The organism is Stenotrophomonas sp. AS1, from assembly GCF_048957655.1.
GTDB classification, from domain to species: Bacteria; Pseudomonadota; Gammaproteobacteria; order Xanthomonadales; family Xanthomonadaceae; genus Stenotrophomonas; species Stenotrophomonas bentonitica_A.
Genome location: NZ_JARVXM010000001.1, coordinates 413070 through 438239 on the forward strand (window position 1 = coordinate 413070; position 25170 = coordinate 438239).

Sequence of the window (25170 nt, forward strand, 5' to 3'; positions counted from 1 at the left end):
GGTCTCTACTCGGATTCGGGGGAGGACGGCGTGGCGGCGATGGCGGCGGCATAGCCGCCGTGGCCGTGGTCCAGCGAGCGCGCCACGCGCCCGGTGGTGGTCACGCTGACCCCGGTCAACTCATGGATCTCGCGATACGGCACGCCCTGCTGCAGCAACGGCACCACTTTCCAGCGGTCGGACAGCGCCTCCAGCTCGGCAGGCGTGCACAGGTCGCGCAGGAACGCGGTCACTTCCTCCGGATCGGACAGGGCAGCAAACGCACGCGCCAGCGAGGCCAGATCGGCCTGGGCATCTTTTTCGCGGGGGATCGGACGTAGTTTCATCGTATCAATGTAATAGCGTGCTATTACATTAGCGCAAATGACGGCACACGGTCAAACCGCCGCGCAGGCGGAATGGGCCGGTTCAGGGTCTGGAAACGAACAACGCCCGCGTTGGCGGGCGTTGGATGGGTATCCACGGAGAAGCGTGCCGACCAGCGGTCGGCACCTACCGGCAGCGGACCTCGGCACGCAGGGCGCCACTGCGCAGGCACTCGCCAAGCAGGCTGCCCTGGCGGCTCGGGATCGACTCCACCGCCTCCAACGCCCCGGCGCCGCCGGGACATTGGGTGTCGGCCAGCTCACGCAGGTCGCGTTCGAGCCCGTCGTGATCGATCACATGGCAGCGATCGACGACGAGCCGGTAATGCCCGGCGCCGATCCGCTTGCTGCGCAGCTGCGGATCGCTCTGGCAGCCGGCGAGCAGGAGCACCATCAGTGCCCCCGCCCCCAGCCGCTTCATGCCATCGCCTTGGCCTGCTCCAGCTCGACCTGCAGCGCGCTGGCCAATTCGTCGCGGGCGACCTCGAACTGCTGCTCGCGCAGCAGATCCTTGACCGCCACCACACCACGCGCCAGCTCATCCTCACCGGCCAGCACGACGAAACGGATACCCGCCTTGGCCGCGTATTGGAACTGCTTGCCGATCTTCTTCGGCTCCATCTGCACTTCGGCATTGATGCCGCCCACGCGCAGGCGACGGGCGATATCCAGCGACTCCGGCAGGCCGTTGTCGTCCATCAGGGCCACCAGCGCGTGCACGCTGCTGTCCTCGATACCGGCGATCAGGCCGGCCTCGCGCAGCTGCCAGAATAGGCGGGTCAGGCCGATGGAGATGCCCACGCCCGGCAGCTTGGACTTGCTGTAGTGGCTGGCCAGGTCTTCGTAACGGCCGCCCGAGCAGATCGAGCCGATCTGCGGGTGGTCGGTCAGCGTGGTCTCGTAGACCGTGCCGGTGTAGTAGTCCAGGCCGCGCGCGATCGAGAAGTTCAGGCAGTACGCGGTTTCCGGCACGCCCAGCGCCTTGACCAGCTGCAGCACTTCGCGCAGCTCGGCCACGCCCTGCTTGAGCGTCTCGCTGGCGGCCGCATCGGCCAGCAGTGCGTCCAGCTGGGCCAGTGCATCGGCATGGCTGCTCGAGCGCACGGCAACGAAGGCCAGGATGCGCTCGACCTGCTCGGCGGGAATATCAAAGCCCTCGCCCACCAGCGTCTCGCGCACGTAATCGGCGCCACGCTTGTCCAGCTTGTCCACTTCACGCAGCACGGCCAGCTGGCGCTCGCCATCGGCCACGCCCAGGCTTTCGAAGAAGCCGCGCATCAGCTTGCGGTTGTTGAGCTGCACCGAGAAATCACCGATGCGCAGTTCAGCGAACACCGCATGGATCACCGCCAGCACTTCGGCGTCGTAACGGGTGCTCAGCGTGTCCTTGCCGATCACATCGATATCGCACTGGTAGAACTCACGGAAGCGGCCACGCTGGGCACGCTCGCCGCGGTACACGCGCTGCATCTGGTAGCGGCGGAACGGGAAAGTCAGGTCGTGTTCGTGCTCGGCCACGTAGCGCGCCAGCGGCACGGTCAGGTCGAAGCGCAGGGCCAGTTCGGGCAGCGCCTTCTCTTCGGCTTCGGCGGCATTGGCCAGCGCGCCGGTGGACTGCACGAAATACACCTGGCGCTCGGTCTCGCCGCCGGACTTGGTCAGCAGCACATCGGACAGCTCGAACACCGGGGTTTCCACCGGCAGGAACCCGAACCGCTCGTAGTTGCGGCGGATGACGTCCAGCATGCGCTGGAACGCGATCTGCTCACGCGGCAGCAATTCCATGATGCCGGGCGGCGTACGGGGCTTGATCACTTGCGGGACTCCTGCGGAAACGGGGGGATGAGCGAGCGGCATATTCTAGCCGCAGCCAGCGCGACGGGCCGCATCCCGCGTCAGGACCGGGCCAATGGCGGCATGAAGTATCATAGGCAGGCCCCGCTTGCTGACCTGACATGACCCGGCCCCACTCCGGTACCGCGCTTTCCGCTGTTGAAGACCCCGCCGCCCCCGGTTGCTCGCCCCTGCGCGACTGCCTGCATTGCTCGGTACGGCACCTGGCGGTCTGCTCGGCGCTGTCGCCGGATGAAGTACAGGCACTGGAGCGGGTCACCGTCTCGCAGGCGCTGCCGCTGGGTTCTACCCTGGCCCGTGCCGGCGAGCCGCGCCAACATGTCTATACGATTACGGCAGGCGCGCTGCGCCTGGTCCGCACGCTGGCCGACGGGCGCCGCCAGATCAGCGGCTTCGTGTTGCCCGGCGATTTCCTCGGCCTGAGCGGCAGCGACCACCACCGCTACGACATCGAGGCCATCGCCGACAGCCGGGTCTGCCGCGTGGCCCTGCCGCAGATGAAGGACCTGCGCTCGCGCTTCCCCCACCTGGAACGGAAGCTGCTGCAGCGCGCCTGTCAGGAACTGGATGCCGCGCAGGATGCCGCGATGGCGCTGGGCCGGCTGCAGCCGGCCGAGAAGGTCGCCGATTTCCTGCTGCGCCTGGCCGCGCGCGAAGCGTTGCTCGGCGAACCGGGGCTGCGCGTGACCCTGCCGATGGGCCGTGGCGACATCGCCGACCATCTCGGCCTGACCATGGAAACCGTCAGCCGCACCTTCACCAAGCTGCGCCAGCAGGGCCTGATCGCCCTGCCCCATCTGAACACCGTCGAGATCCTCGACGAAGCCGGTCTCCAGAAGCTGTCGGCCGACGAGTCTTACTGACCCCGCATCAGCCGCGCAGCAGCACCTCACGCAGCGCGCCATACGCCGGCGCGCATGCCTCGGCCCGCGCCGGCCGCTCCAGCAACGCGGCCAGGGCCGGCGGCACCGGCAACGGCCGGCCGATCAACGGCTCCACCACCGACTCGAACTTGGCAGGATGCGCGGTGGCCGCCACCGCCCAATGCCCCTGCACGCCGGCAGCACGCAGGTGCTCCAGGCGCGCCACCGCGGTCGCCGTATGCGGGCAGAACACCTCGCCATGCAGGTCATGGCGCCGCTTGATCACTTCACGGATCGCCGCATCATCCACGGCTTCGGCCGTGAACGCGCCCCGCAGGGCCACGTCATCTTCGTTGTACAACCACCGCAGCCGCTCAAAATTGCTGGGCGCGCCCACGTCCATCGCATTGGCGATGGTCGCGACGCTGGTCTGCGCCTGGTAGGCATCGCCCTGGAAATAGCGCGGCAACACATCGTTGGCATTGGTCGCCAGGGCGATCTGCCCCAGCGGCAGCCCCATCGTCCGCGCCAGGATGGCCGCCATCGCGTTGCCCAGGTTGCCGGTCGGAATCACCAGATTGAGCACATGGCCGGTCTGCGCCTGATGTAGCAGTGCGGCGTGTGCGTAGTAACTCATCTGCGGCAGCCAACGGCCCAGGCTGATGCTGTTGGCCGAGCTCAGCGGCACCGCGTCCTGCAGCTCACGATCGCCCAGCGCCTGCTTCACCATCGCCTGGCAATCATCGAAGGAACCGGCCACCCGCAGCGTGTGGATGTTGTCGCCGAAGCAGCCGAGCTGATGCGCCTGGCGCGGCGAGACGCGGCCATCCGGGTACAGCACCACCACGCGGATCCCCGGCTGCCGATGGAAGGCAGCGGCCACCGCCGCGCCGGTATCGCCCGAGGTCGCCACCACGATCGTCAGCGGGCGCTCGCGCCCCTGCTGCAACCGGGCAAGACAGGCCGCAAGGAAGCGCGCACCGAAATCCTTGAACGCCGCCGTGGGGCCATGGAACAGCTCCAGCACATGGTCATCGGCGGTTGCCAGCGCGCGCAGCGGCGCATCGAAATTGAAGGCCTGCGCGCAGAGTTCGGGCAGCACCGTTTCCAAGGCATCGTCCTGGAAGTACGGTGCAAGCACTGCGGCCGCGGTCTGCGCGAAGCTCGCCTGCGCTGACCAGCTCTGCAACTGCGGGCGGTGTTCGGGCACATACAGACCGCCATCCGGGGCAAGGCCTGCGGCAAGCGCCTGGCTGAGCGAGGTGGCGGGAGCAGCGTGACGCGTGGAGACAAACTTCATCGGAGATCCCAAAGTAGAAAGAGTGGAGGCGTCACAGCAGTCGGGCGGCAGGAGCATTCAAGGGCGACACCCAGCTTTGGCTGTCGAAGCCTGCCTCGGCGAACGCCCGCTGGACCGCGGCCTGCGCGGCGAGTGCGGCCTCGCGGTGTTCGAACCAGGCAAACACGCTTGGCCCCGCGCCGGAAATGCTGGCGCCCATCGCCCCGGCGGACAGCGCGGCATCGCGCGCCGCCGCAAACCCGGTGATCAGCCCGGCACGGCGTGGCTCCACCAGCACGTCGCGCAGGCCCGCCCGGACCAGCCCGGCATCGGACGTGTAGCAGCCACTGAGCACCAGTGCCAGGTTCGCGCTCTGCGCGACGAACTCGCTCAGCGCGTAGTGCCCTTGCAGTGCAGCGCGTGCGCGGCGGGTCTCCAGCACCGCATCCGGATGCACCAGCAGGCTGTGCCACGCCGCCGGGACCGGCACCGGCACCAGGCGGTCGGCCGTGCTCAGTACCAGCCCGCCCAGCAGCATCGGCCCGAGGTTGTCGCCGTGGCGGCCGCCACTGGCCACCGCCTCGCCAGTCAACGCGAACGGATACAACGCTTCGCGCGACAACGGCTGCGGCAACAGCGCATTGGCGGCCACCAGCGCCGCCACGCAGGAGGCAGCCGAACCGCCCATGCCCGAGCCCAGGGCGATGCCCTTGTCGATCTCCACCTCAAAGCCGAAGGGCAGATCCAGGGCGGCGCACAGCGCGATCAGCGCAGCACCGGCAGTGTTGTCCTCGGCCACCAGCGGCAGGTCCACCGTGGTGCCGCGGATCGCGTGGATGCGAACCACGGGCTCGTCGATCCGGCGGACCGTGACCGTATCGCCAACGCCTTCGATCGCGTGGCCAAGAATATCGAACCCTACCCCCACGTTGCCGACCGAGGCCGGTGCGAACGCGCGTGCTTCAATGCTGCTGCCGTGACTCACAGGCGCGCTCCTTCGCCCACCGCCACGCGCAGCACATCGGCGAACACGCCCGCGGCGGTCACCTCCGGCCCGGCACCCGGACCCTGCACCACCAGCGGGTTATCGCAGTAGCGGCGCGTGGTGAACTGCACCACGTTGTCGGTCAGGCGCAGGTTGGCGAAGGCATGCGCCGCCGGCAGCGCGACGAGTCCTACTTCAGCGCCGTCGGGGGTCAGGCGTGCCACGTAACGCAGCACCGCACCCTCGGCCCTGGCGACGGCCAGCCGCTCGGCAAACACCGCATCGATCTGCGGCAGGCCGGCCATGAAATCCTCCACGCTGGCCTGGCGCAGCGCTTCGGGCACCAGGCTCTCCACGCGCACCTGCTCCAGGCTGAGTTCACGGCCCGCCTCACGCGCCAGGATCACCAGCTTGCGCGCGACATCCACGCCGGAGAGATCATCGCGCGGGTCCGGCTCGGTGTAGCCCATGCCACGCGCCTGGCTGACCAGATCGGAGAACGGCACCTGGCCGTCGTATTTGTTGAACAGCCACGCCAGAGTGCCGGAGAAGATGCCGTCGATCGCCAGCACCTCATCGCCGGTATCGACCAGGTCGCGCAGCGTGGTGATGACCGGCAGCCCTGCCCCCACCGTGGCCTCGTAACGGAAGCGCGCGCCACTGCCGGCGGCCGCCTCGCGGATTGCGTGATAGCGCTCCAGCGGACCGGCGCCGGCCTGTTTGTTCGGGGTGACCACGTGGATGCCCGCGGCCAGCCAGCCGGCATAGCGGTCGGCCACATCGGCGCTGCCACTGCAATCGATGATCAGCGCGTGCGGCAGGTGGGCAGAGAGCAGATGCTCGGTGAACGCCTCCAGGTCACTCGGCTGCGCTGGGCCGGACAGCGCCGCGCGCCAGTCGCCCTTCAAGCCCCGTTCGTCCAGCACCATGCGGCTGCGCGAGGCCACCGCACGCAGCCGCAGATCCACGTTGGCGCGGCCCAGCAGCTGCACCTGGGTGGCCTGCAACTGATCCAGCAGGGCCGCCCCCACGTTGCCCGGGCCGATCACACCGACCGAGAACGTCTGCGGCGACAGCCAGAAGCCGGCATGCGCCGCACGCAGGGCCTTGGTCGCATGGCGGCTGTCCACCGCCACGGAGATGTTGCGCTCGGACGAGCCCTGCGCGATCGCCAGGATGTTCACCTGCGCGCGGCCCAGCGACTCGAACAGGCGCGCAGCCACGCCGGGCTGCCCGGCCATGCCGTCACCCACCGCCGCCAGCACGCTCACGTTGTCGGTCAGCTGCACGCGCTGCACCTGGCCCAGGCTCAACTCATGCGCGAACGCCTGCAGCAGCGACTCACGCGCACGTACCGCCTCGGCCTGTTTCACCACGCAGCAGATCGAATGCTCGGAAGACCCCTGCGAGATCATCACCACCGACACATGTGCATTGCGCAGCGCCGCGAATACCCGCTCGGCCGTGCCAGGCACGCCGATCAGGCCGGTGCCTTCCAGGTTGATGACCGCCAGGTCCGGGCTCAAGGTCAGGCCCTTGATCGGGCCGGAGGCGGTGCGTTCGGCGGTGATACGTGTTCCCGGATGGTCCGGGTGAAAGGTGTTGCGGATGATGATCGGCAGGCCGCGCTCGATCGCCGGCGACATCGTCTGCGGGTGCACCACCTTGGCGCCGAAATAGGCCAGCTCGCAGGCTTCGTCGTAACTCAGCGCCTCCAGCTGGACCGCCTCGGGCACCACGCGCGGGTCGGCGGAGAGCACGCCGTCCACATCCGTCCAGATATGCAGCTCATCGGCATTGAACAAGGCGGCGAAGATCGCCCCGGAGTAGTCGCTGCCGTTGCGGCCCAGCGTGGTGATGCGGTCCTGGCGGTCGCGGGCGACGAAGCCGGTCGCCACGATGCGCGATTGCGGATGCTGCAGTCGCCAATGCGCAAGGCGTTCAGCGCTGCGCACCCAATCCACGTCCACCCCCAGTTCGCCGCGCTCGATCACCAGCACATCGCGCGCATCCAGCACGGCGCAGTCTTCGCCCAGCATCTGCAGGTACTTGCCCAGCAACTGAGCCGAGTACACCTCGCCCATGCCCTGTACCCGGTCCAGCACTTCGGTGGGCAGGCCACCGATCACCGCCAGCGCGCCCAGCACCTCGGCCAGCTGATCGAAGCGCTGGTCCAGCCATTCCACCGTCGCGCCGGCGTGTTCGCCCAGCAACGCCACTGCGGCGCCACGGTGGCGGGCACGCAGCGCATGCCAATGCTCGCGCCAGGCCGACCCGTCTTCGGCCGCCAGCGTGGCCACGCCGATCAACGCATCTGTGACACCCTTCATCGCCGATACCACGGTGACCTGCATCGCCTCGTCACGCGCCAGCAGCAGCTGCGCCACGTGACGATAGCGCTCGGCATCAGCGACCGAGGTGCCGCCGAACTTGTGGACGACGGTCGCGACCCCGGCACGCGAGGCGACAGAAACGGCAGGCTGGGCGGAGGGTGGAGCGGAAGCGGCGACAGAAGACATGCTGACCTCGATGCGAGGCCCCGCGGCATATCAGGCTTGAGAGTTTCCCCCGCCACCTGATCTGGGTGCGGGGCCGTGGTTTTCGGAAATTACGCGAAGACGACGGGCCGCACCGGGCGAGTGGTGGCGGTGGTAATGATGGTGGTACCGGTCGACACGGTCTGCCCGCCCGCGGAGGCGGGAAGGAGCAGCTGGACGTGGGCGGCGGCGATGACCATGGGCCAAGAAAACTACGCCGCCGCCCTGCTTGTCAAGTGCTGCGCTGCAAAAGATCGCGGCACGTAAACCGCCGCGATCGTCGGCCAAACAGTTGCGATTGTGACCATCCAGATACAGCAAGGGCTGCCCTATCCCACATGCTCGGCCACTGCGGCAGGCGGACGATGTGCATGCGCGCACATCAGCACGCCGGCGATCAGGCAGACGATGGCCAAGGTTTCCATCAGGGTCGGCCAGCGCTGCTGCCAGGCAAACCCGTACAGCAGCGCAAACAGCGTTTCGAACACGATCATCTGGCCGGTCAGGGTCAGCGGCAGGTGGCGGCTGGCACGGTTCCAGCAGGCGTTGCCGAGCACCGAAGCGACCACCGCCACACCCGCACTGATCAGCCAGAAGTTCAGCCACGCGCCGGGCGCATGCACCGTGGTGCTGGTCAGGAAGGCACTGGGCACCAGCACCAGGGCGAGGCCGCCGGTGGTGATGCCTGTAAGCAGCGACCAATCGTGCCCGGACAGGTCCGGCCGGCGGGCCAGCCAGCGGCTGTTGCCGATCGAGTACACCGCCCAGGACAGCAGCGCGCCGATCGCGCACAGCAGGCCCAGCAGGCGGCGCCCGGCAGAGCCCTGTGCATGCTCGGCCATCAAGGCCTCATAGCCCACCAGCGCCACGCCAAGCAGGCACAGCAGCAGCGCCGGCGCCAACCGCCGCAGTGGCACGGCGCCCTCCTCGCGCACGCCGGCGAGGGTCACCACCACCGGGATCAACCCCACGATCAGTGATGCGGCCGCGCCGCCGGCCCACTGCACGGCGTTGGCCAGCAGCAGGAAGTACACCAGGTTGCCGGCCAGGCTCAGCCACAGCAGGCCGCGCCACTCGGGCCAGGCCAGCCGGTCCTTGAGCTGCCGCCAACGCGGTGCCAGCAGCAGCACGGCAATCAGGCCGTACACCAGGTAGCGGCCGGCCGAGAGCTGCACCGCATTGAAGCTGTGCAGCATCGCCGGGGCCAGGAACACCACGCCCCATAGCGCGCCGGCGGCGATGCCGTTGGCGATGCCCACTCCCATCGATCGATTCATTGCGGCTCACGCATGTGCATTGGCCGCGCAGTGTAGAAGCCGCGCCCGGCGGCGTCTTGACCCAGGCTACTGCCGCCGGAAGGCCTGCGGCGTCAGCCCGGTCTCCCGCCGCAGGGCGCGGGTCAGCGCGCTGTGCTCGGAGTAGCCGGCATCGAGCGCGATCGTGGCGATGCTGTCGGCACTGGTCAGCAAGCGGTGCTTGGCCCAGCGCAGCCGGCAGGCACTGAGCCAGGCGTGCGGCGGCACGCCGAACTCCTGCACGAACGCTGCATGCAGGCGGCTGCCACTGATGCCGACCAGCGCGGCCATGCGGGCCACGTTCCAGTCCGCGCCAGGGTTGGCGGACAAGCGGGTGCACAAGGCATGCAGACGCGCCGCGCTGCCGGCGGGGGCGTACTGCTCCAGCAGTGTGGCCAGCAGCGCATCGCTGCCCTGCGGAAGCGTGCCGGACAGCCCCTGCCGCAATCGCTTCGGCAGGGCCAGCCAACGCTGCCGGCGCAGATGTTCCAGGGTGTCGTCATCGATCAGCCCCGCCGGGCAATCCACGATCAGCATCAGATGCTCGCCATCACCGGTCTGCGCATGCCCCTCGCCGGGCGCCACGAAGGCCCCCTGCAGCACATCCAGCCGGCCGCCGAAGGCGTCGACTTCAAAATCCAGATCACCGCGCAGCGGCAGCACCCATTGCGCAAAGTCATGCCGGTCCACATCGCTGGACGTTCCGTAACACCGCAGGTGGCAGGCGCTGGCAAGCATGGCGATAGTCTGCGCGCAGGGCGAAGGGCGCTGCAAGCCACCGCATCCGCGTACCATGGCGGCCGACCCGTACAACATGGAGCGTTCACCGTGGCCTGCAGCATCGTTCCCCTCAGTGACCGCCCCGACCTGCTACCCGTGCTGGCCCAGTGGTATTTCCAGGAGTGGGGAAGCCACGTACCGGGCCTGACCCTGCTCGATGAACAGCAGCGGCTGGAAGTCTTCCTTCAGGACGACGAGTTGCCCCTGCTGCTGATCGCCCTGGACGACGGGGTTCCGGTCGCCGCGGCGCAGCTCAAGTTCCATGAACGTACCGAACGCCCCGAACGCCTGCACTGGCTGGGGGGCGTCTACGTGCATCCGGCGCACCGCGGGCGCGGCCTCGCCGAGAAGGTCATCAGGGAATTGCTGGCACGCGGCCGTGCGCTCGGGGTACGAGATGTCTACCTGCAGACCGAAGCCGATGATGGCGGGCTGTATCGCCGCTTGGGCTGGGCACCGCTGGAATCGCTGCAGCATGCCGCCGGCATGCCGGTCCGGATCATGGTGCGCAGCGCCGCCGCCGACCGCATCGACTGAACGCGCGGCCGCGGCAGCCCGGTGGGGTAGTGAATCAATGCGTGGCCGATGAACGCGTCAGCGGAAGCGCACCGGCTGCGGCGCCGGACGGTCGGCCAGCGAGCCGAGCGTGAACGTGTACCCGGCCTCCTCCAGCAGCTTGCGCATGCGCAGCTCGGCACGCTTTGGGTAGGCGAGCGAGGTGGGGGCATGCAGCGCGTAGGAGGTCGATTTCCCGGGCAGCGTTTCGCGGGTCACCGAAGACTGATTGGTCTCGCACGCGTTGGCCCACAGGTCCATCAGCACCTTCGGGCCGATGGATTGATTGTTGCTGAGACGAAGCGTCAGCCAACGCATGTGTTCCATGACAAATCCAAGCGGCTCTTTGTCCCGAGTATGCACCAATTCCCCTGCTACCGTTCGGGGCCGTCCGGTGCGCTGGCGGCCACCGGCGGTGTCGGGCAAAAACGAACAGCCCCGGCAGGGCCGGGGCTGTTCGGGTACCGCTTCAGGAAGCGGGCCACTGGCGACCATGGGGCATCGCCAGCGCACCGCCTGTCTGAAACTCAGTGCTTCATGGCGTGCTTGCGGTCGCGCATCACGGCATGGCATTCCTGCACCTGCGGCAGCAGGCGCTGGACTTCCTGGCGCGCGGCCGGCGAGGTGTCGGCGTCGGTCAGGGTGTCCTTGAACGCCTTCAGCAGGCGATCTTCGGACTCTTCCAGCTCGGCCACGTAGCCGTACTGCTTGTCGCCCAGGGTGGCGCGCACCTTGCCGTAGAACTGCTGCATGGAACCGACGAAGGTGCCATGGTCGGCCGGCTTGCCGCCGGCGGCGACAACGGTGGCGCTCAGCGAGCGGACGATCTCATTCTTGACACCGGCGATACGGGTGAAGAGCGCCGCCAACTCGGCATCTTCGACCTTGCCTGCGGCCTCGGTGTAGAACTCCTGGCCATCGCGGGCGATTTCGATCAGGTCGTTCAAGTTATGCGCGGTCTTCGATTCGGTATTCACTGCGATGTACTCCTGTTGGTCCGGTTTGACCCGTGTGTTGTTGTCGGGGTGAGTCGACTTTTCCGCATTGGCCATGAAGTCGGCGTGACACTGAAATGCGAGTGTTCAGCGAGCTCAACGCACTGCGCGATGAATGTGCACGGCGCGTCGTCGAGGCGCGAAATGCGTGTTACTTCCCTGCCCGCCTGCGCTTGATCCAGGACAGACATTGCCCGGCAATGGCGGTGAGCAGAATCAGGGAATTGGTCACAACGAAGACGAGCGATCCGGTTGCCGCGCTGTAGGCGATGAACAACACCGAGGCCGTGATCTGACCGACGAACAACCACGTCGATACCGCTTCGGGATCGTCAGCCGTCCACTGCTTCCAGATCTGCCGCCACAACGTGGCGATCAGCACGGCCGTCGCCGCCCAGCCGAGCAGGTCAATGGTTTCCATCAACGCGCCAGCAACGACAGCGGCGCCGCGTCGCCCACAACCACCTCGTCCGTCGCCAAGCCAACACGCTGTTCCAGCCGACGCAGGAACTCGCTGAAACCATGCGGTGCACGGGCGTGCCGACGTGCGCTGGTCATCACCCGCGGGCTGGCCAGGCGCGCCACCTGCATGCCGGCACCATGCATGGCCTGGATCAGCGCGACGTCCTCGCCGGTCGTCAGCGGCGCAAAACCGCCGCATTGCCGATACGCCACCGCGCTGAAGCCCATGTTCGCGCCGTGGACGTGCGGATGCCCGTCCACCGCATGCTCGCCCTGCAGGAACTGCTCGCGCACGGCCTGCGGATAGTCCAGCCAGTCACCCACGGCCACCACGCCACAGAACGCGCTCGCACCGCATTGCAGCTGGCGTGCAAGCCAGTCCGGCGGGACCACGCTGTCGGCATCGGTGCAGCCGATCCAGCGGGCGCCCAAGGCCAGGGCGCGCTCGCTCGCCGCCGCGCGCGCGACGCCGACACAGCCGGCATCCACCGTGATCACCTCTACTCCGAAGCGCTCGCAGATCCACCCGGTGGCGTCGCTGCAACGATCCAGCGCCACCACGATCACCACCTGCTCGTCGCGCAGGGCAGGATGCAGCGCAGCCACCTTGAGCGACTGCAGGCAGGCTGCGATCAATTGTTCTTCGTTGTGCGCAGGAAGGGTCACCGCGATCATCGCAGGCCCTCCCGCTCCGCCACCGAGGTGGTATCGGCCGACCAGCCTTCCAGCAGCATGTCCTCGTCACGATAGGAAAACAGCCGTGGCAGGCCGTCATCCAGCTGGGCATGCACGAAGCTGGCGCTGCAGCGTGCCTGCTCGAACGGCACACGCCAATGACAGGCGATCACCACGCCCTGCGGCGTGAGTGACCGTACCACCTGCGCGGCCGTTTGCTGCATGTCCTCCGGCGACAGGTAGTAACCCATCTCACCAAGCACAATCAGATCGAAGCGCCCCGCTGGCCAGTCCTGTGGATGACGCGCCTGCTCGATGCTGACATGCGCATGGCGCCGCGTCATCGCGCGCGCGGCCAGGACCGCGCCGTCGCTCAGGTCGGTCGCGAGCAGTTGATCGCAGCGCTCGGCCAGGGCGGCGGTAAGCACTCCGTTGGAACAGCCCAGCTCCCAGCCACGGGCGAAGCGCTCCCGCGGCAGGCTGGCCAGGGTGAGCGCGCGCTTGCGCTGCTCATACCAGCGGGTGCGGTACTGGAAGGGATCGTCCTTCTCGTACAGCGCGTTGAAGTAGGCGATATCACTCATCCGATCAGTACCTCGTAGTTCCGTTCGAAGCGCTGCAGCACGGCGGCCGGCAGGATGGGGTCGCAGTCCAGCCCCTCCACCGCGCCGGTCTGGGTCACGAATTGCTGGATGGCATCGCGCTTGCGGTCCAGCAGGGCGTCATCCAGCGCAACGCGCGTGGCCGACGCCCAGGCCGTCGGCGCCGCCTGCGGGTCCAGCCAGTGCCAGCCCCACACGGGATACTCCTTCAGGTCGGCACCGCGCTCACTGCATGCCTGGAGGCAGGCACGCGCCACGGCTTCATGGTCCGGATGGCCATCGAACCGCCACGGCGCCAGCACCAGATCGTCCCGCTGAAGCACGGCCGCCAACTGCGCGGCGATCCATGCCTCATTGGCCGTTACTTCGCCATCGCCGATGTGCCAGGAAATCCGCTCAACACCTGACAAGCCAAGGCAATGGAGCGCGTCATCCAGCTCTGCCGCACGGGCGATTCGCAACCGCTCGGGCGACCATGCCGGTTGGTCGGGATAGCAGGCCTCGCCATCGGTGACCGAGACCACCATGACCCGCAGCCCGGACTGGTGTGCCAGCGCCATCAGGCCGCCGCAGGCCAGCACTTCATCGTCCGGGTGCGGGGACACCACCACCAGGCGCTGCGCATCGCCGAACAGCGCGGTAGCGGATGCACGCGGCAGCGTCTGCAGCCAGGGCGATGCCGCCCATTGGGCTTCGGTGACGCCGCCGCCTTCAATCTGTCGATTCACAGCGTCCACGTGCGGCCCTCGCGATGCATCAGGTTGCCAAGGTGCTGCCAATCGCGGTCGGCGTGGCTCTGGCGGATGAAGACCGTCAGGTCGGCCCAGCGCCGGGCGTGTGCCGGGTCCATGCACATCGGCCCTGGCCCCAACGCCCTGCCTACACGGTCCAGAGTCAGCGAGGCAGCTCGCTCCACCGCGCTGCGTGCCCGCACGATCTCGCGCTGATGCGGCAGCCCGGGTTGTGCATCGATCAACGCGGCCAGTTCGCGCAGCAATGACGCACAGGGCGAGAGCGCCAGATCGATTTCGCCGAGCAGGCCGGATGCCGTACCCGGCTCATCGGCCCGTGCGCTGCGCAGCAACGGCTCGGCCAATGCACTGGCGCCACCGAACCAGCACGCCGCGATGCCTGCGCCGCCGTGCCAGAAACCTGGTCGCTGCAGATAGGCATCCGCCGCCCCGACCTCCACGGCCGGCACGTGGTCAAAGCGCGCCGTGCCACTGGGAACGCGCCCCATGCCGGTGGCCTGCCACGTCTGTGGCAGGAAGCTCACATTGGCGCGGCGCACGGACACCAGGAACAGACGCGAGCGACCGTCATCGCGCACCGTCACAAGGGCATGGTCGACCCAGCCGGCGCCGGAGCACCACGGCTTGTCACCGGACAGCGTGCCGCTGGCCCGATCAAAGCGCAGGGTGGCCGCCGGTCCTTCGGCCGCCCACACGGCGCCCAACCGATCCCGGTCCGGGGCGGTTGCGCCCAGTTCTTCCAGGATCGCCTGCGCGTCATAGTGCGCTTCAAGCACTTTGGCCAGACATAGATCGCGGGCGGCGATATGCGCCAGCGCCTGCCAGCGCACCAACGTATCGCCGCTGCCGGGACGCGGCAGCGACGGCTGGTGCTCGATCCACGCGCGGGCCTGGGCCTGCAGGTCATCGCCATCGGTCACCGGTTGCGGAGACCCCGGCGGCATAAGAGAAGCCACGGCATTCATATCAGGGCGTCAGGATCACCTTGCGGCAATCCTCCTCTTTGCGGTCGAAGATCTCGTAGCCACGCACGGCGTCTTCGAGCGACAGGCGATGGGTCACGATCACGCCCGGATCCAGGCGGCCTTCGCCAATATGGTCGAGCAATTCGGGCATCAACTTCTGCACATGGGTCTGGCCCATCTTGAAGGTGAGGCCCTTGTCGAACGCATCGCCAAGCAGGAAGCCGTGAATGAAGCCGGCATACACACCCGGGATGCTCACCGTGCCACCGCGACGCGTCGCCGCGATGCACTGACGGATCGCCACGCCGCTGCTGCCTTCCACCTTGAGGGTGGTCAATGCCGATTCCAGCGCACTGCCCTCGGCTTCAAAGCCGACCGCCTCGATCGTGGCATCCACGCCGCGGCCATTGGTCTGGGTGATGATGTACTCCGCCGGGTCCTCGACCTGGGTGAAGTCGATGGGGGTCACGCCGTAGGTCTGCTGCGCGAAGGCCAGGCGATACGGCAGATGGTCGACCATGAAGATCGTTTCCGCCCCCAGCAGGCGGCAGCACGCCGCACTCATCAGCCCGACCGGGCCCGCACCGAAGATCGCGACCGTGGAACCGGGCTTCACCCCGGCGTTGATGGCGGCTTGGTAGCCGGTCGGCAGGATGTCGGAGAGGAACAGCACCTGCTCATCGGCAAGCGCATCCGGAATGCGCAGCGGCCCGACATTGGCCTTGGGCACGCGCACGAACTCCGCCTGCCCGCCCGACACGCCACCATACAGATGGCTGTAGCCAAACAACGCCGCCGGGGGGCGGATGCCCTTCTGGTTCACCGCCGCGCCCTTGCCGGTGTTGGTCGTCTCGCAGGCCGCGAACTCGGCGAGACGGCAATGGAAGCATTCACCACACGCGATCACGAACGGGATCACCACGCGATCGCCCGGGCGCAGATCCATCACCCCGGCGCCCACCTCCTCCACCACGCCCATGAACTCATGACCCAGCACGTCGCCGGTGTGCAGATCCGGGATCTTGCCGCGGTACAGATGCAGGTCCGAGCCGCAGATCGCCGTGGCGGTGACTCGCAGGATGATGTCGTCGGGGGCGGCCAGCGCCGGATCCGGCACGGTATCGACCCGTACATCCTTGCTGCCGTGGTAAGTCAGTGCGCGCATAGCAAACTCCGTTGTCCAAGTACCTCTGTGGTACGTGGTACGGCGTGGCAGCGTCGTGACCGCCCCGTGTGCGGCGTGTCTACCCCGCCAGAGGGGCCGCGCTGCAGCTCCGGCACGCGGGGCGCTCGCCAGTGCGCGAGGACTGAATCATTCATTCTGCTGCGGCGGCAGGCGCCGCTCGCGCTGGTCGTTACTCAGCCGGCGGCGCCGAGGGTGTTTCCGGATCCGGCGGCAACTCCTGCGGCGGCGAGGCAGGCGCGGGATCACCCTCCGGTGGAATTTCCTGCGGCGGTTCCTGGGCAGGCGGATCACCACGGCCGGGCGCTTCCACTGGCGGCGTGGGTGGCATCGGGTCCGGCGTGGCGTCCGGCACCTGGGCGATCACGCTCTCCAGTGAAGAGGTGGATCCACTGCGTACTGTCGTGTCCATCGCGCATGTTCCTTCTGAAGGGCTGAGCTCGACGCTACGCGGCGCGCCGTCAACATCCAGCGACGGCGCCGCTGCCGGGCGAACGCCTCGGCTCAGTCATCGCCTTCGGAACGGCGCTTGTTCACCGTGATCTCGCCGGAGGTTTCCAGCACCGCCAGGTCCACCTGCCCGAAGCCCTCGCAGCCGTTGGCGCGCATCGCCACCTCCAGATCGGCCGGGCTGACATTGCAGCGTTTCACCTGGTCCCAGTAGATCGTGCCGTGCCGCGCCAGCACCACCGGCACCCCTTCCACGATCTCGTTGAGGCGCTTGCTGCGCGCGCCCAGAAAGCCGACGAACCAGTTCAGCCCGATCAGGGTGGCAGCCAGGATGAGCCCGCCGGGCAGCGAGGTGTCCTCACCGATCAACGAGTTCTGCACGGCCGTGCCCAGCAGCACGATCACCAGGATGTCGAACGGGGTGGATTGCCCCATTGAGCGCTTGCCGCTCATGCGGGTCAGCAACAGCACCACCACGTACACCGCAACCGCGCGGACGACGAACTCCCACCATTCCATTCCCAGCTCGAACATCGCATGCATGGCAGCAGCCTCCGTGTGGCGAGGTCTGGACGATAGGAACTCCCGGGTGAAGCCCATGGGAGCACCCGCCCTTCACAGGACACCTGCCGCTGCGTAACAGCGGCAGGGCTAGCGTCGGGGCATCACCGCCCTACCCGTTTGCGCAGGAGATATGCCATGCAGCACGACAAAACCCCGCCCGCCTCCACCGAAGACGCCCATGCCACCCACAACTGCCCTCCAGCGGACGGCAAGGTCGACAAGCAGCGCACCTCGGAGAACCACGACGAAGCGCTCGAAGAGACCTTCCCTGCGAGCGATCCGATCTCCCCGTTCGTCGCGGCCAAGCCGCCGAAGGATGACAAGGACGAAAAAGATCCGGATGCCGACCGCCTGAAGGCCGAGAACGACGGCTACAACCAGCACGGCCACGGCAAGGGCGGCAAAGCCGGTGAAGGTGAGCCGGACGGCGTGCGCGAGGACGATGGGATCACCCAGCCGAATTTCGGCCAGGGTGGGACGGCCGGCAAGCAGACGCTGGATCACTGATCAACGAGGACATGTCATGAACACGACACCGCGAGCCCCGGCCACGAAAGAAGATGACCAGCAGAAGAGCCACACGCCGGACAAGTTGAGGAACGATGACGCCCGGTGGAAGGACAAAGACATGCCGGAGGCGGAGCATGGGGCCAAGCCTGAGGATTATGAGCGGCCCGGGAAGGTGTAAATGCACCATTTGCTCAGCTACCATTCGCTCCCTAATTCAAGGAGGAATGGGTATGAAGAAGTGCGCACTGTTGGCTGCGATGGTGTTGACGGTTGCGGGGTGCGGCCCGACGGATCACGAAAAGCAGATCGCACGGGTGGAAGCTGGGCTCAAGGAGCACCTCAAGGACCCCGACTCCGCCAAGATCGTCGTCACGGACGTCTTCCCGATGTTCGACGGAGAGGTTGCCTGTGGGACCGTGAACTCCAAAAACAGTTTCGGTGGTTACACGGGGGAGATGACGTTCATCCTTCCGATGGCCGCGAAGGGAACGATGTGGAGTCCAAGCATCGCCGACAGCGAACTGCTTTCGTCAATGCTTCCGGATGACTGCGCCTTCATGAAGGCGTACGCCCAGCGGCCAGGCATGGTCGGCGTACCGGCCGGATTGGAGCAGCTGACGGCATTCTCGAAGGAATACAAGGCGTTTGCTGCCAAGAGTGTGAGCGAGGCATTGGAAAAGCAGCGCCGGGAATGATCATCAGGATCAGGGGGCGCACTCATGACCGGGGCGCTCTTTCGATCACACCCTTGCTCACCTGAAGGGCCCGGGATCCGGTAACTCCGCAGGGGCCATGAGCTGGGGCGCGGATACGCTACGACTATGGTTGGTGACCCCGGCCCGATTCGAACGGGCGACCTTCCCCTTAGGAGGGGGGCGACCCGCCTATATGGGTCAAGGGGTTCACTTCACCTTGTGCCAAAGCTGTGCCAGAACGGGGGGTCGAGGACCCTCCCTTCAGCCCTGCCGATCAGCAGCTTGGGAAGCTGGCGAGCAAATCAATTAATTCAATCGCTTACCCATCGTTTCCGCTCCGCAATCGGCTGCGGAAAGGGTCTGTTTTTGTCGGGTATTTCCGCCTGCGATCAGTGATTGCGGAGCGGATTCTACGCCCCGTGCTTTCGGTTCATGACCAAGCCGGAGCAAGCAAGACGAACCAGAAGGCCACAACGCATGCAGCCGCCATCAAAGCCGACAGACCGCTAAACATAAGTCGTCGCATCACCACCCTTCCTTGCGGCTGGGAACGCTGGGGAAAGCGAGAAAGCGGCCAGGGTTTGGCTCGTTGCACTGCAGCCAAGAACGCTGCGGCGTTAGGAAGCAACTCTCCTGCGGCTGCGGCCTCGCGCTGAATCCTTCGGGATTCAGCCGCCGCTCCAGCCATGGTGCAGATCAGGCTCCCAAAGAACTTAGAAATCAGCACTAACAGCAGCGCCACGCCAAGCCAAGGGGTGGCGGACTTGATGGCTGACATTGAAATCAGGCCCTGTAGCTTTGGCAAGTTTGCCGCAGCCAGACCAAGAGCTGCGGCCGTTCCGGCTGTGAACCAGGTAACGAATACGTCGAGCGAGCGAAAGCCCTGGTCTGCGGCAGCCACAAACACTTGACCCACATGGTGATCGGCAACCCCGGCGTCGTTCACGAGGTTAGGCCTTCTAGCTTGTTCGCTCATGACTTTCCCCGTTGGGGGCCCATAGCCCCAGCAATTTTTGTCGCACGATGGCCCCAGCCCCCTACCATGTCAAGGTCGCGGAAGATCAACAAAAACAACGACTAAGCCGATCACCCGCGATCATTGGTGGCCTACGGAAATCAACGACTTACCAGTGGCCTGGGGTCAGTTTGGGGTCAGTCCATCAGGCGGCCTGGTCGTCGTCCAAGGGCTGGAGCCGGTTGGCGATGCCGTCGAAGCGGGCGGCCTCGGCGCGGAGGCGGCCGGCGCCGCGGCGGCGTGTCGCCCTCGCCCGCCAGTCGCCGCTGTGATTGCTCTCCAGGTCGTCGGCCTGCTGCCATAGCGAAGCCGCCCTCGCGCGCGCCCAGCGCGCCTTGCCGATGCTCTTCTGATCCATGCAGCCACTGTCGCCGCCGGCGATCGCACGCGCCGATACGGAGGCAACGCCGGCTGACTGCCACGGCTACAGCTTCGGGTTGGGGATCGCGTTCAGCCGTCTCTGTTGCTGCATCTCGATGCGGGAGAGCTTGCGGGCCGGCTCATCCTTCGCTACCAGCTGCGCCACGGCATCTTTCAGCGGCACTCCCTCCAGCAGACGCGCCGCGCACCAGCGCTCGGCATAGCGTTTGCCCTGGGCGATGGTGGCCGCCCCGACCTCCTTGTCCTGCCACAGCTTCCTGCAGGCCAAGACGACCCGGACGCCCTTGGCACTAGGCTGCACACAGGCGATTTGGCGCTTCCCCCACCACAGCCCCCAGTGCTCGCCATGCTGCACCCAGCCCGTGGGGCGAGGTGCGGTCACAAAGCCGGTGGAGTTGCAGGGCGGGAGCATGGGCGCAGGATACGGACCGGGGTCTCAGATTCCGCGACGGCACGTCAGGGCCATGCAAAGGCGTTGGCCAAGCCAGTCAGACGGCGCCAAGATCCCGCACAATCGCCTCACCCCGCTGCAGGAAGGCGGCGATGATCCGCCCGCCGGCTACGTGCCGCCCCTCTTCAGCATTCACATACTCGGCTTGCCGGCGCCCAGCGGCCAGGATCGCGTCGGGATGGAAGCTATCGGGGAGATCCCGCAGCGGCTGACCTGGCGCAGCAATCCCGCCCACCAGCGCAGCGACACGTGCGTGGTGCTCGACATCTGACTTCGCGTACGCGCTGCCGACAATCCGGCCTTGGGCCTTGGACCAACCGACCACCACGATTTCCGCCTGCAGCTGATCGAGATCCATCTCGGCGTCTAGGGCTGCCTGAACGTAGTTGGGCCACAGCTGATCCATAACCGGCCCGACCTCCCGCATGATCTGTTCAATGCTGAAAGCTTTCCGGAAGCTGGCCTCAAGACACAGTTGATAGATGCGGAGGAAGAACTGCCCGGATCCCCGCCCAGCAACGACGATGTTGTGCTGGGGGATCAGCAGCAGCTTGGCCCCCTCTGAGACCTCCCCGCTTACCGCATCTTGAGCAAGGGTATCGACGGCCACGAATGCTCGCTCCGGCGTCATCAGGACATTGAGGATGCTCATGGGCGGCCGTAAGGAGTAGGTCTCGCAACTATCGCCTGCGGCCGGCAGAACTGTCCAACTGGGCTGGCGAGATCAGGCCGTGTGGAGGCGGTCGGAGGCTCGTTCGGCATGGACACGGGCCAAGCACATGCCCGGCACCGACCAGCGGCCTTCATCATCGCGTTCCACGTCCCAATGCGGGCCGGCCAGCGTCTCATCCAGCCGATGAGGCCTTCGCGCCGTGCGATAGATGGCGTCGGCAACCGCTTCCATTTCGGAGCCGAACCACCGGTAGCCATTGACGCAGATCGCCACGGGGTGATCGGAGGGATGGGGATAGCTGGGCACCAACTCCTGCAGCTGCCGCGCGGCCTCTCGGACGGTAATCTGGCGAAAATCCGGGGCGGCCGCCCAATGGTCGAGAATTCTCTCGGCGCCGGGCGTCATGGCGATCTCCTTCACTGGCCGGGCATCGGATAATCACGCGGGACCGGTCAAAGTGATGCGAAAGAAGCGTCCCTGACTGGGGCACGGGATCACACAATGTGCGGCCGATTCGTCCAGACCCCCATCCGGAACGCTGACACCCTGGGCTTCCCCCAGCTGGTCGGCGACCTGATGTCGATCCCCGAAAGCTACAACCTGGCGCCGACACAGCGCGCCTCCGTGATCCTCGATCGCGGCACCGGCCTGCAGGTCACCCGGCTGTCCTGGGGCCTGCTCCCCTTCTGGGCCAAGGCCAAGAAGCTGCAGGGCTCGACGATCAATGCCCGCATCGAGACAGTGGCCACCAAGCCGGCCTTCCGGTCGGCGTTCAAGAAGCGCCGATGCCTGATCCCCATGGCCGGCTACTACGAGTGGTCGGTCAACGCCGAGGACGGCAAGAAGGATCCATGGTTCATCCACGCGACCGGGCCGCTGCTGGCGGCCGGCCTGTGGGAAGACACCAGCCCTCTGCTAGACCCGGAAAACCTGGGCACGTTCACCGTGATAACCGGTGACAGCAGTGGCGTGTCGGCCGATATCCACGACCGCATGCCGGTTTGGCTGACGGCCGGCCAAGCAGATGAGTGGCTGGCGGCCGAGCCCGACGACGCGATGGCGATGCTGCTGGCCAGCGAGCCGCCGGCGATGGAGGCCTATCGCGTGAGCCGGGCGGTGAACACACCCAGGAACAACCGAGCGGAGCTGCTGGAGGGTACAGCCTGAAGCAAGTGCTGGCGCCCCCGCTGGCTTTCTCAATCAATCCACGCTGCCGCAGCTTTACCCATCGCAGCGTGCTCACGAATTCCCGGATGATTCGTGAAGTTGGCTCCGCAGTTGTCCAGCCGATGGATGCCGATGACATTGTACGCATCGTCAAAGAGACCCACGGTATCGATGAAGGCGGCGGACTTGCCCGTCTCAGGGGAGACGTACTCTGCAGCACGTCGTAGCGCGCGGTTGGTGTAGCGCCACTGATCATCCGTGTATCCCACGTCGATGAGGTTGCGTCGAGCCACCCCGGCAACAATGGCATCCCCACCAGCGGCATACACCGCGTCCAGGATCTGACGGACGTTTGCCTCAGTAGTAGCCACGCCAACCTCGTTCATACCGAAGTTGATCAGCACGAATGGCTTGGAGCCGCCCGATACTGCAGCCTGAATCAGCCCCGTGAGGGCAGCAAGGCGGACGGGATCAAGTCCGTTGGACGCGGCAGAATCCGATCGGGTTCCCCCGATGCCGAGGTTCTGAACGCTTACCTCCTGCCCATAGGCATCCTCAATCGCGGCAACCATGGCGCGCGCAAAACCCCATTTCGTGTGCACCGCCCCCGCCCCGTCGCCGAAGTCATACAAGGGGATCGCATCCGTCAGAGGCTGAATGGAGATGTAGCCGCCGCTGCTGGTCGCACGGTCCCGCGGGACGCCGTTGGGGACCGTAGTAGACGGTGTCGCATTCTGCATGGCTACGATGCTGTCTCCATAGAAGATCCCCACAACGGGCTTCCCGCTGCGCAGCGCTCCAAGAGTGGATCGCATTGCCGTAGCGTTGCGCCGGCGGTCCATTTCCCACTGCGCGGAGATATCCCTGTGCAGATAGCCGTCCTTCACCGCCCACACCGGGTGGACAGTCATCGACGCCCCCACTACCCGGAGGTAGGCGAGCGGGATTCGGGATGACACGCCGATCCCCGGCGCAAATTCCGCGGCGAACCGGGCCTTCTCGATTCCGTCGACGACGCCGAGCTGGAGGGTATTGGCATCCAAGTAGACCAAGCTGTAGCGGCTATTTGCCCAGTTGTATGCGACTTTCACGGGGACGTCCGCCCCTGCACTCGCGCGCATTACCGCTCCGAGAGGACCGTTGACCTGATAGTCAGATCCAAGGCTCAGGACAGCGCCGTCAGACTGTCGGGTCACCACCACGCCGCCCACATTCGCGTTGGTCAGCCGTCCGACCACAGGCGCATAGGCGAACGCCACGTAGTTGTTGAGCGACGCAGCCAGAATGCGCGATTCACCGGTGACGAGCCCAGTGCTCGCAGGAGTAATCCCCACTGCACCCGTTACGGCCAAGTCGGCACCGCCGCGACCCAGCCGCAGGCGGACAGCCAGCGACAGGCCGGTGACCTCGAACTCAGCAGAAGTCACAAGGTCGATGCTCCAGTGTCCAGTGGAATCCGGAAGCGCTTCCGGCCGTACAACAAGTTTGCGGCTAAGGAGAGACCAGCACAGCGAGAAGGCGCTATTGAGGGGCCCGAAGCCCGCACCGGGTGTGGTTTTGTACCAGCCGCGGCGACCTGCACTATCGCTTCCAGCAGCACGGTAGCCCTGCGAAGAGACTGCTACCTGGTCAGAGTCGGTGTACGCAATCCAGTCGAAGATGATGTTGCGATCGTCGACGCGGTACTCGGTCGGGAAAACGAAGGTGATGTCGCGGGCAACACCATCGCCCGCAGTACCTGCTTCGGCGACCGTGTAGGTTTTACGGAGCACCAACGTATCACTGGGATCGCCCCCCGGAACCAGAGCTTCATTTCCGCTAGCAGCACGCGTGCGAACGCTCAGGATGAGGTGCGTTGCACCCACAGCCAGTCGAGCCCTGGGAATGACCAGAGCAGAGAGCACCGAACCGACTTCAATGTCCATCCCCGACTTGATCATGGCCGCCCAGCCAGCATCGTCGGAAAGCCCAAAGTCAGCGGTGGCGACCTTGGCCGCCACTTCCTTCTGCAGGGTATCGAAAGCGGCACCAATCCCCTCTAGCTCCGTGCTGTTAGCCGTGACCACGCTGGACAGCTGCGGGATGCTGATCAGTTGTGCCCGGCCCAAGTTGATCGCCAGCGCGTTCGGAGCGTTGACGTTCGACCAGAAATTAGAGGAAGTGGAATTTCGATAGTAGCCGCGCCGCTCCTGCGTCCATGCACTGGCTACGAGATTGCGAACCGCCATCGGCTGCCGCTGCCCAGCATTGTCCACAGCGTCCAGTTCAACGAGGTAGGAGGTGCCAACTTCGACCTCGCGATAGTTGAGTGGGAGCGTCGCATCGACCAAGTCGGTCGCTCCAGGCACTATTCCGAGCTCTGAAGCCGCGATGTAACTGTCTTCAAGCAAAAGGTCGCCAGGCGCTCCAGGCCCGGAACCCGATCCCCCTGCCCCTGGAATAGCGCGAGACCAAAGTCGTACCCGGATTCGCGTGGCGGCGCTGCCAATCCCAATGGGTGCGGACACGCTGTCGAAGTAAGTACCGACAGCCATGTCCTCGCCAGCGTGGAAGGCGACGGACCAGTTCGCAAGCGCCAGCTGCAGGCCGAAAACACCAGTGGGCACTCGCGAGGAAATGGGGATAACTGAACCGCTGGACAGGGCTTGGCTTACTGCATCGGCGTAGCTGTTGAACACAGGAAGGTTCACTTTCGTTTCGAGTTCGACGCGGTCAGCCTTTTGAGATAGAACGTCGGCCGCAGCCCATTGCAGGCCCGAGGACACCATCACATAGCGGCCACTATTGGGGACAGTCGCTCCTGAGACCGGGTCGACGTGCGTGCCTTCGTCACCTACGACAGCCGCCTGGCGGTTCTGCGGAATCTGGCCTGCCTCTGCGGCGGCAGCCGCGGCCGCCCACGTCGGAAACTCGATCGTGCTCCCATCGGCAAGGAACTTCTGGAAATCAAACTCGATCCCAACCCAGCTCTTCCGCGTTGCGCCCTTTCGGTCAACCCAGGTATGCCCTGGGCCATTGATGCCGGCATCAAGGTTCTCGGCGTTGTCGTACAAATCCAGGGGCGAGCTCGAGCCCACCGGATTGCCGGTGTTGTATTTGGTCATCTGGGTGCGTCTC

General features: G+C 66.2%; 29 protein-coding genes and 1 tRNA gene. 5 read left to right on the plus strand and 25 right to left on the minus strand.

Features of this window, described 5'->3' with window-relative positions; genetic code table 11:
• Positions 1 to 5 precede the first annotated feature (5 nt).
• The 3 genes from PV764_RS01765 to hisS all read right to left on the minus strand — a co-directional run bounded on the left by PV764_RS01765 (position 6) and on the right by hisS (position 2180).
• Positions 6 to 326, minus strand: coding sequence for a YerC/YecD family TrpR-related protein (locus tag PV764_RS01765; RefSeq protein WP_343312011.1), 321 nt, complete (start codon positions 324 to 326; stop codon positions 6 to 8).
• 166 nt (positions 327 to 492) lie between these two features.
• Entirely contained in the window at positions 493 to 786 is a 294-nt protein-coding gene (locus tag PV764_RS01770) for a hypothetical protein (RefSeq protein WP_046273472.1), read from the minus strand.
• Positions 783 to 2180 carry a histidine--tRNA ligase gene (hisS, locus tag PV764_RS01775; protein WP_019183010.1) on the minus strand — a complete coding sequence of 466 codons (1398 nt, stop codon included), beginning with the start codon at positions 2178 to 2180 and terminating at the stop codon, positions 783 to 785. The genes PV764_RS01770 and hisS overlap by 4 nt, the downstream gene beginning before the upstream one ends.
• A 140-nt stretch (positions 2181 to 2320) precedes the next feature.
• On the opposite strand from hisS, the gene PV764_RS01780 reads away from it, so the two are divergent.
• Entirely contained in the window at positions 2321 to 3082 is a 762-nt protein-coding gene (locus PV764_RS01780) for a Crp/Fnr family transcriptional regulator (RefSeq protein ID WP_019183011.1), read from the plus strand.
• A 7-nt stretch (positions 3083 to 3089) separates the two neighbouring features.
• Here the strand turns inward: PV764_RS01780 and thrC are convergent, their stop codons facing one another.
• The 5 genes from thrC to PV764_RS01805 form a co-directional block, all read right to left on the minus strand.
• Entirely contained in the window at positions 3090 to 4382 is a 1293-nt protein-coding gene (gene thrC, locus PV764_RS01785) for a threonine synthase (RefSeq protein ID WP_019183012.1), read from the minus strand.
• A 31-nt stretch (positions 4383 to 4413) separates the two neighbouring features.
• Positions 4414 to 5328 carry a homoserine kinase gene (locus PV764_RS01790; RefSeq protein ID WP_026069748.1) on the minus strand — a complete coding sequence of 305 codons (915 nt, stop codon included), beginning with the start codon at positions 5326 to 5328 and terminating at the stop codon, positions 4414 to 4416.
• A 14-nt stretch (positions 5329 to 5342) separates the two neighbouring features.
• Positions 5343 to 7865, minus strand: a complete 2523-nt coding sequence (gene thrA, locus PV764_RS01795; protein WP_343312013.1) for a bifunctional aspartate kinase/homoserine dehydrogenase I — start codon at positions 7863 to 7865, stop codon at positions 5343 to 5345.
• 347 nt (positions 7866 to 8212) lie between these two features.
• The gene (locus PV764_RS01800; protein WP_026069750.1) at positions 8213 to 9160 is read right to left on the minus strand and encodes a DMT family transporter; all 948 of its coding nucleotides are present in this window, start codon (positions 9158 to 9160) and stop codon (positions 8213 to 8215) included.
• A gap of 66 nt (positions 9161 to 9226) precedes the next feature.
• A complete protein-coding gene (locus tag PV764_RS01805) occupies positions 9227 to 9916 on the minus strand; it encodes a helix-turn-helix domain-containing protein (RefSeq protein WP_019183017.1) in 690 nt (229 codons plus the stop codon).
• 90 nt (positions 9917 to 10006) lie between these two features.
• Between PV764_RS01805 and PV764_RS01810 the strand changes: the two genes are divergently transcribed.
• Positions 10007 to 10495: a GNAT family N-acetyltransferase gene (locus PV764_RS01810; RefSeq protein WP_046272600.1), complete on the plus strand. Its 489-nt coding sequence runs from the start codon at positions 10007 to 10009 to the stop codon at positions 10493 to 10495.
• Positions 10496 to 10552: 57 nt separating this feature from the next.
• Here the strand turns inward: PV764_RS01810 and PV764_RS01815 are convergent, their stop codons facing one another.
• The 10 genes from PV764_RS01815 to PV764_RS01860 all read right to left on the minus strand — a co-directional run bounded on the left by PV764_RS01815 (position 10553) and on the right by PV764_RS01860 (position 17140).
• On the minus strand, positions 10553 to 10840 hold the full coding sequence (locus PV764_RS01815) for a hypothetical protein (protein ID WP_046272599.1): 288 nt from the start codon (positions 10838 to 10840) through the stop codon (positions 10553 to 10555).
• 200 nt (positions 10841 to 11040) lie between these two features.
• Positions 11041 to 11490 carry a PA2169 family four-helix-bundle protein gene (locus PV764_RS01820; protein ID WP_019183020.1) on the minus strand — a complete coding sequence of 150 codons (450 nt, stop codon included), beginning with the start codon at positions 11488 to 11490 and terminating at the stop codon, positions 11041 to 11043.
• Between the two features lie 169 nt (positions 11491 to 11659).
• A complete protein-coding gene (locus PV764_RS01825; RefSeq protein WP_046272598.1) occupies positions 11660 to 11929 on the minus strand; it encodes a PQ-loop domain-containing transporter in 270 nt (89 codons plus the stop codon).
• The gene (locus tag PV764_RS01830; protein ID WP_046272597.1) at positions 11929 to 12645 is read right to left on the minus strand and encodes a glycosyltransferase; all 717 of its coding nucleotides are present in this window, start codon (positions 12643 to 12645) and stop codon (positions 11929 to 11931) included. Before PV764_RS01830 ends, PV764_RS01825 begins: the two co-directional genes overlap by 1 nt.
• Positions 12642 to 13229: a class I SAM-dependent DNA methyltransferase gene (locus PV764_RS01835; protein ID WP_046272596.1), complete on the minus strand. Its 588-nt coding sequence runs from the start codon at positions 13227 to 13229 to the stop codon at positions 12642 to 12644. The genes PV764_RS01830 and PV764_RS01835 overlap by 4 nt, the downstream gene beginning before the upstream one ends.
• On the minus strand, positions 13226 to 13975 hold the full coding sequence (locus PV764_RS01840) for a PIG-L deacetylase family protein (protein ID WP_421116053.1): 750 nt from the start codon (positions 13973 to 13975) through the stop codon (positions 13226 to 13228). The genes PV764_RS01835 and PV764_RS01840 overlap by 4 nt, the downstream gene beginning before the upstream one ends.
• Positions 13972 to 14964, minus strand: a complete 993-nt coding sequence (locus PV764_RS01845; protein WP_421116054.1) for an acyl-CoA dehydrogenase — start codon at positions 14962 to 14964, stop codon at positions 13972 to 13974. The genes PV764_RS01840 and PV764_RS01845 overlap by 4 nt, the downstream gene beginning before the upstream one ends.
• A 1-nt stretch (position 14965) precedes the next feature.
• Positions 14966 to 16129 carry a zinc-dependent alcohol dehydrogenase gene (locus tag PV764_RS01850; protein ID WP_019183026.1) on the minus strand — a complete coding sequence of 388 codons (1164 nt, stop codon included), beginning with the start codon at positions 16127 to 16129 and terminating at the stop codon, positions 14966 to 14968.
• A gap of 190 nt (positions 16130 to 16319) precedes the next feature.
• Positions 16320 to 16559: a hypothetical protein gene (locus PV764_RS01855; RefSeq protein ID WP_421116055.1), complete on the minus strand. Its 240-nt coding sequence runs from the start codon at positions 16557 to 16559 to the stop codon at positions 16320 to 16322.
• Positions 16560 to 16651: 92 nt separating this feature from the next.
• On the minus strand, positions 16652 to 17140 hold the full coding sequence (locus PV764_RS01860) for a DUF421 domain-containing protein (protein ID WP_070473017.1): 489 nt from the start codon (positions 17138 to 17140) through the stop codon (positions 16652 to 16654).
• A 156-nt stretch (positions 17141 to 17296) separates the two neighbouring features.
• On the opposite strand from PV764_RS01860, the gene PV764_RS01865 reads away from it, so the two are divergent.
• Both PV764_RS01865 and PV764_RS01870 read left to right on the plus strand, forming a co-directional pair.
• The gene (locus PV764_RS01865) at positions 17297 to 17668 is read left to right on the plus strand and encodes a hypothetical protein (protein ID WP_421116056.1); all 372 of its coding nucleotides are present in this window, start codon (positions 17297 to 17299) and stop codon (positions 17666 to 17668) included.
• Positions 17669 to 17901: 233 nt separating this feature from the next.
• Positions 17902 to 18366 carry a hypothetical protein gene (locus PV764_RS01870; RefSeq protein ID WP_421116057.1) on the plus strand — a complete coding sequence of 155 codons (465 nt, stop codon included), beginning with the start codon at positions 17902 to 17904 and terminating at the stop codon, positions 18364 to 18366.
• 131 nt (positions 18367 to 18497) lie between these two features.
• Here the strand turns inward: PV764_RS01870 and PV764_RS01875 are convergent.
• The 6 genes from PV764_RS01875 to PV764_RS01900 form a co-directional block, all read right to left on the minus strand.
• A tRNA-Arg gene (locus tag PV764_RS01875) sits at positions 18498 to 18575 on the minus strand.
• 221 nt (positions 18576 to 18796) lie between these two features.
• Positions 18797 to 19342 (minus strand): hypothetical protein, encoded by a 546-nt coding sequence (locus PV764_RS01880; RefSeq protein WP_421116058.1) that lies wholly within the window; start codon positions 19340 to 19342, stop codon positions 18797 to 18799.
• Between the two features lie 184 nt (positions 19343 to 19526).
• Positions 19527 to 19739: a hypothetical protein gene (locus PV764_RS01885; RefSeq protein ID WP_421116059.1), complete on the minus strand. Its 213-nt coding sequence runs from the start codon at positions 19737 to 19739 to the stop codon at positions 19527 to 19529.
• Between the two features lie 66 nt (positions 19740 to 19805).
• On the minus strand, positions 19806 to 20174 hold the full coding sequence (locus PV764_RS01890) for a hypothetical protein (RefSeq protein WP_421116060.1): 369 nt from the start codon (positions 20172 to 20174) through the stop codon (positions 19806 to 19808).
• A 76-nt stretch (positions 20175 to 20250) separates the two neighbouring features.
• Positions 20251 to 20865 (minus strand): hypothetical protein, encoded by a 615-nt coding sequence (locus tag PV764_RS01895; protein WP_421116061.1) that lies wholly within the window; start codon positions 20863 to 20865, stop codon positions 20251 to 20253.
• 72 nt (positions 20866 to 20937) lie between these two features.
• Complete coding sequence (locus PV764_RS01900) at positions 20938 to 21291, minus strand: hypothetical protein (RefSeq protein WP_421116062.1); 354 nt, start codon at positions 21289 to 21291, stop codon at positions 20938 to 20940.
• 96 nt (positions 21292 to 21387) lie between these two features.
• Here PV764_RS01900 and PV764_RS01905 point away from each other — a divergent pair, with 96 nt between their 5' ends.
• Positions 21388 to 22053, plus strand: coding sequence for an SOS response-associated peptidase (locus PV764_RS01905; RefSeq protein ID WP_421116063.1), 666 nt, complete (start codon positions 21388 to 21390; stop codon positions 22051 to 22053).
• Positions 22054 to 22082: 29 nt separating this feature from the next.
• Here the strand turns inward: PV764_RS01905 and PV764_RS01910 are convergent, their stop codons facing one another.
• The gene (locus PV764_RS01910; RefSeq protein WP_421116064.1) at positions 22083 to 25157 is read right to left on the minus strand and encodes an SGNH/GDSL hydrolase family protein; all 3075 of its coding nucleotides are present in this window, start codon (positions 25155 to 25157) and stop codon (positions 22083 to 22085) included.
• Between the last annotated feature and the right edge of the window lie 13 nt (positions 25158 to 25170).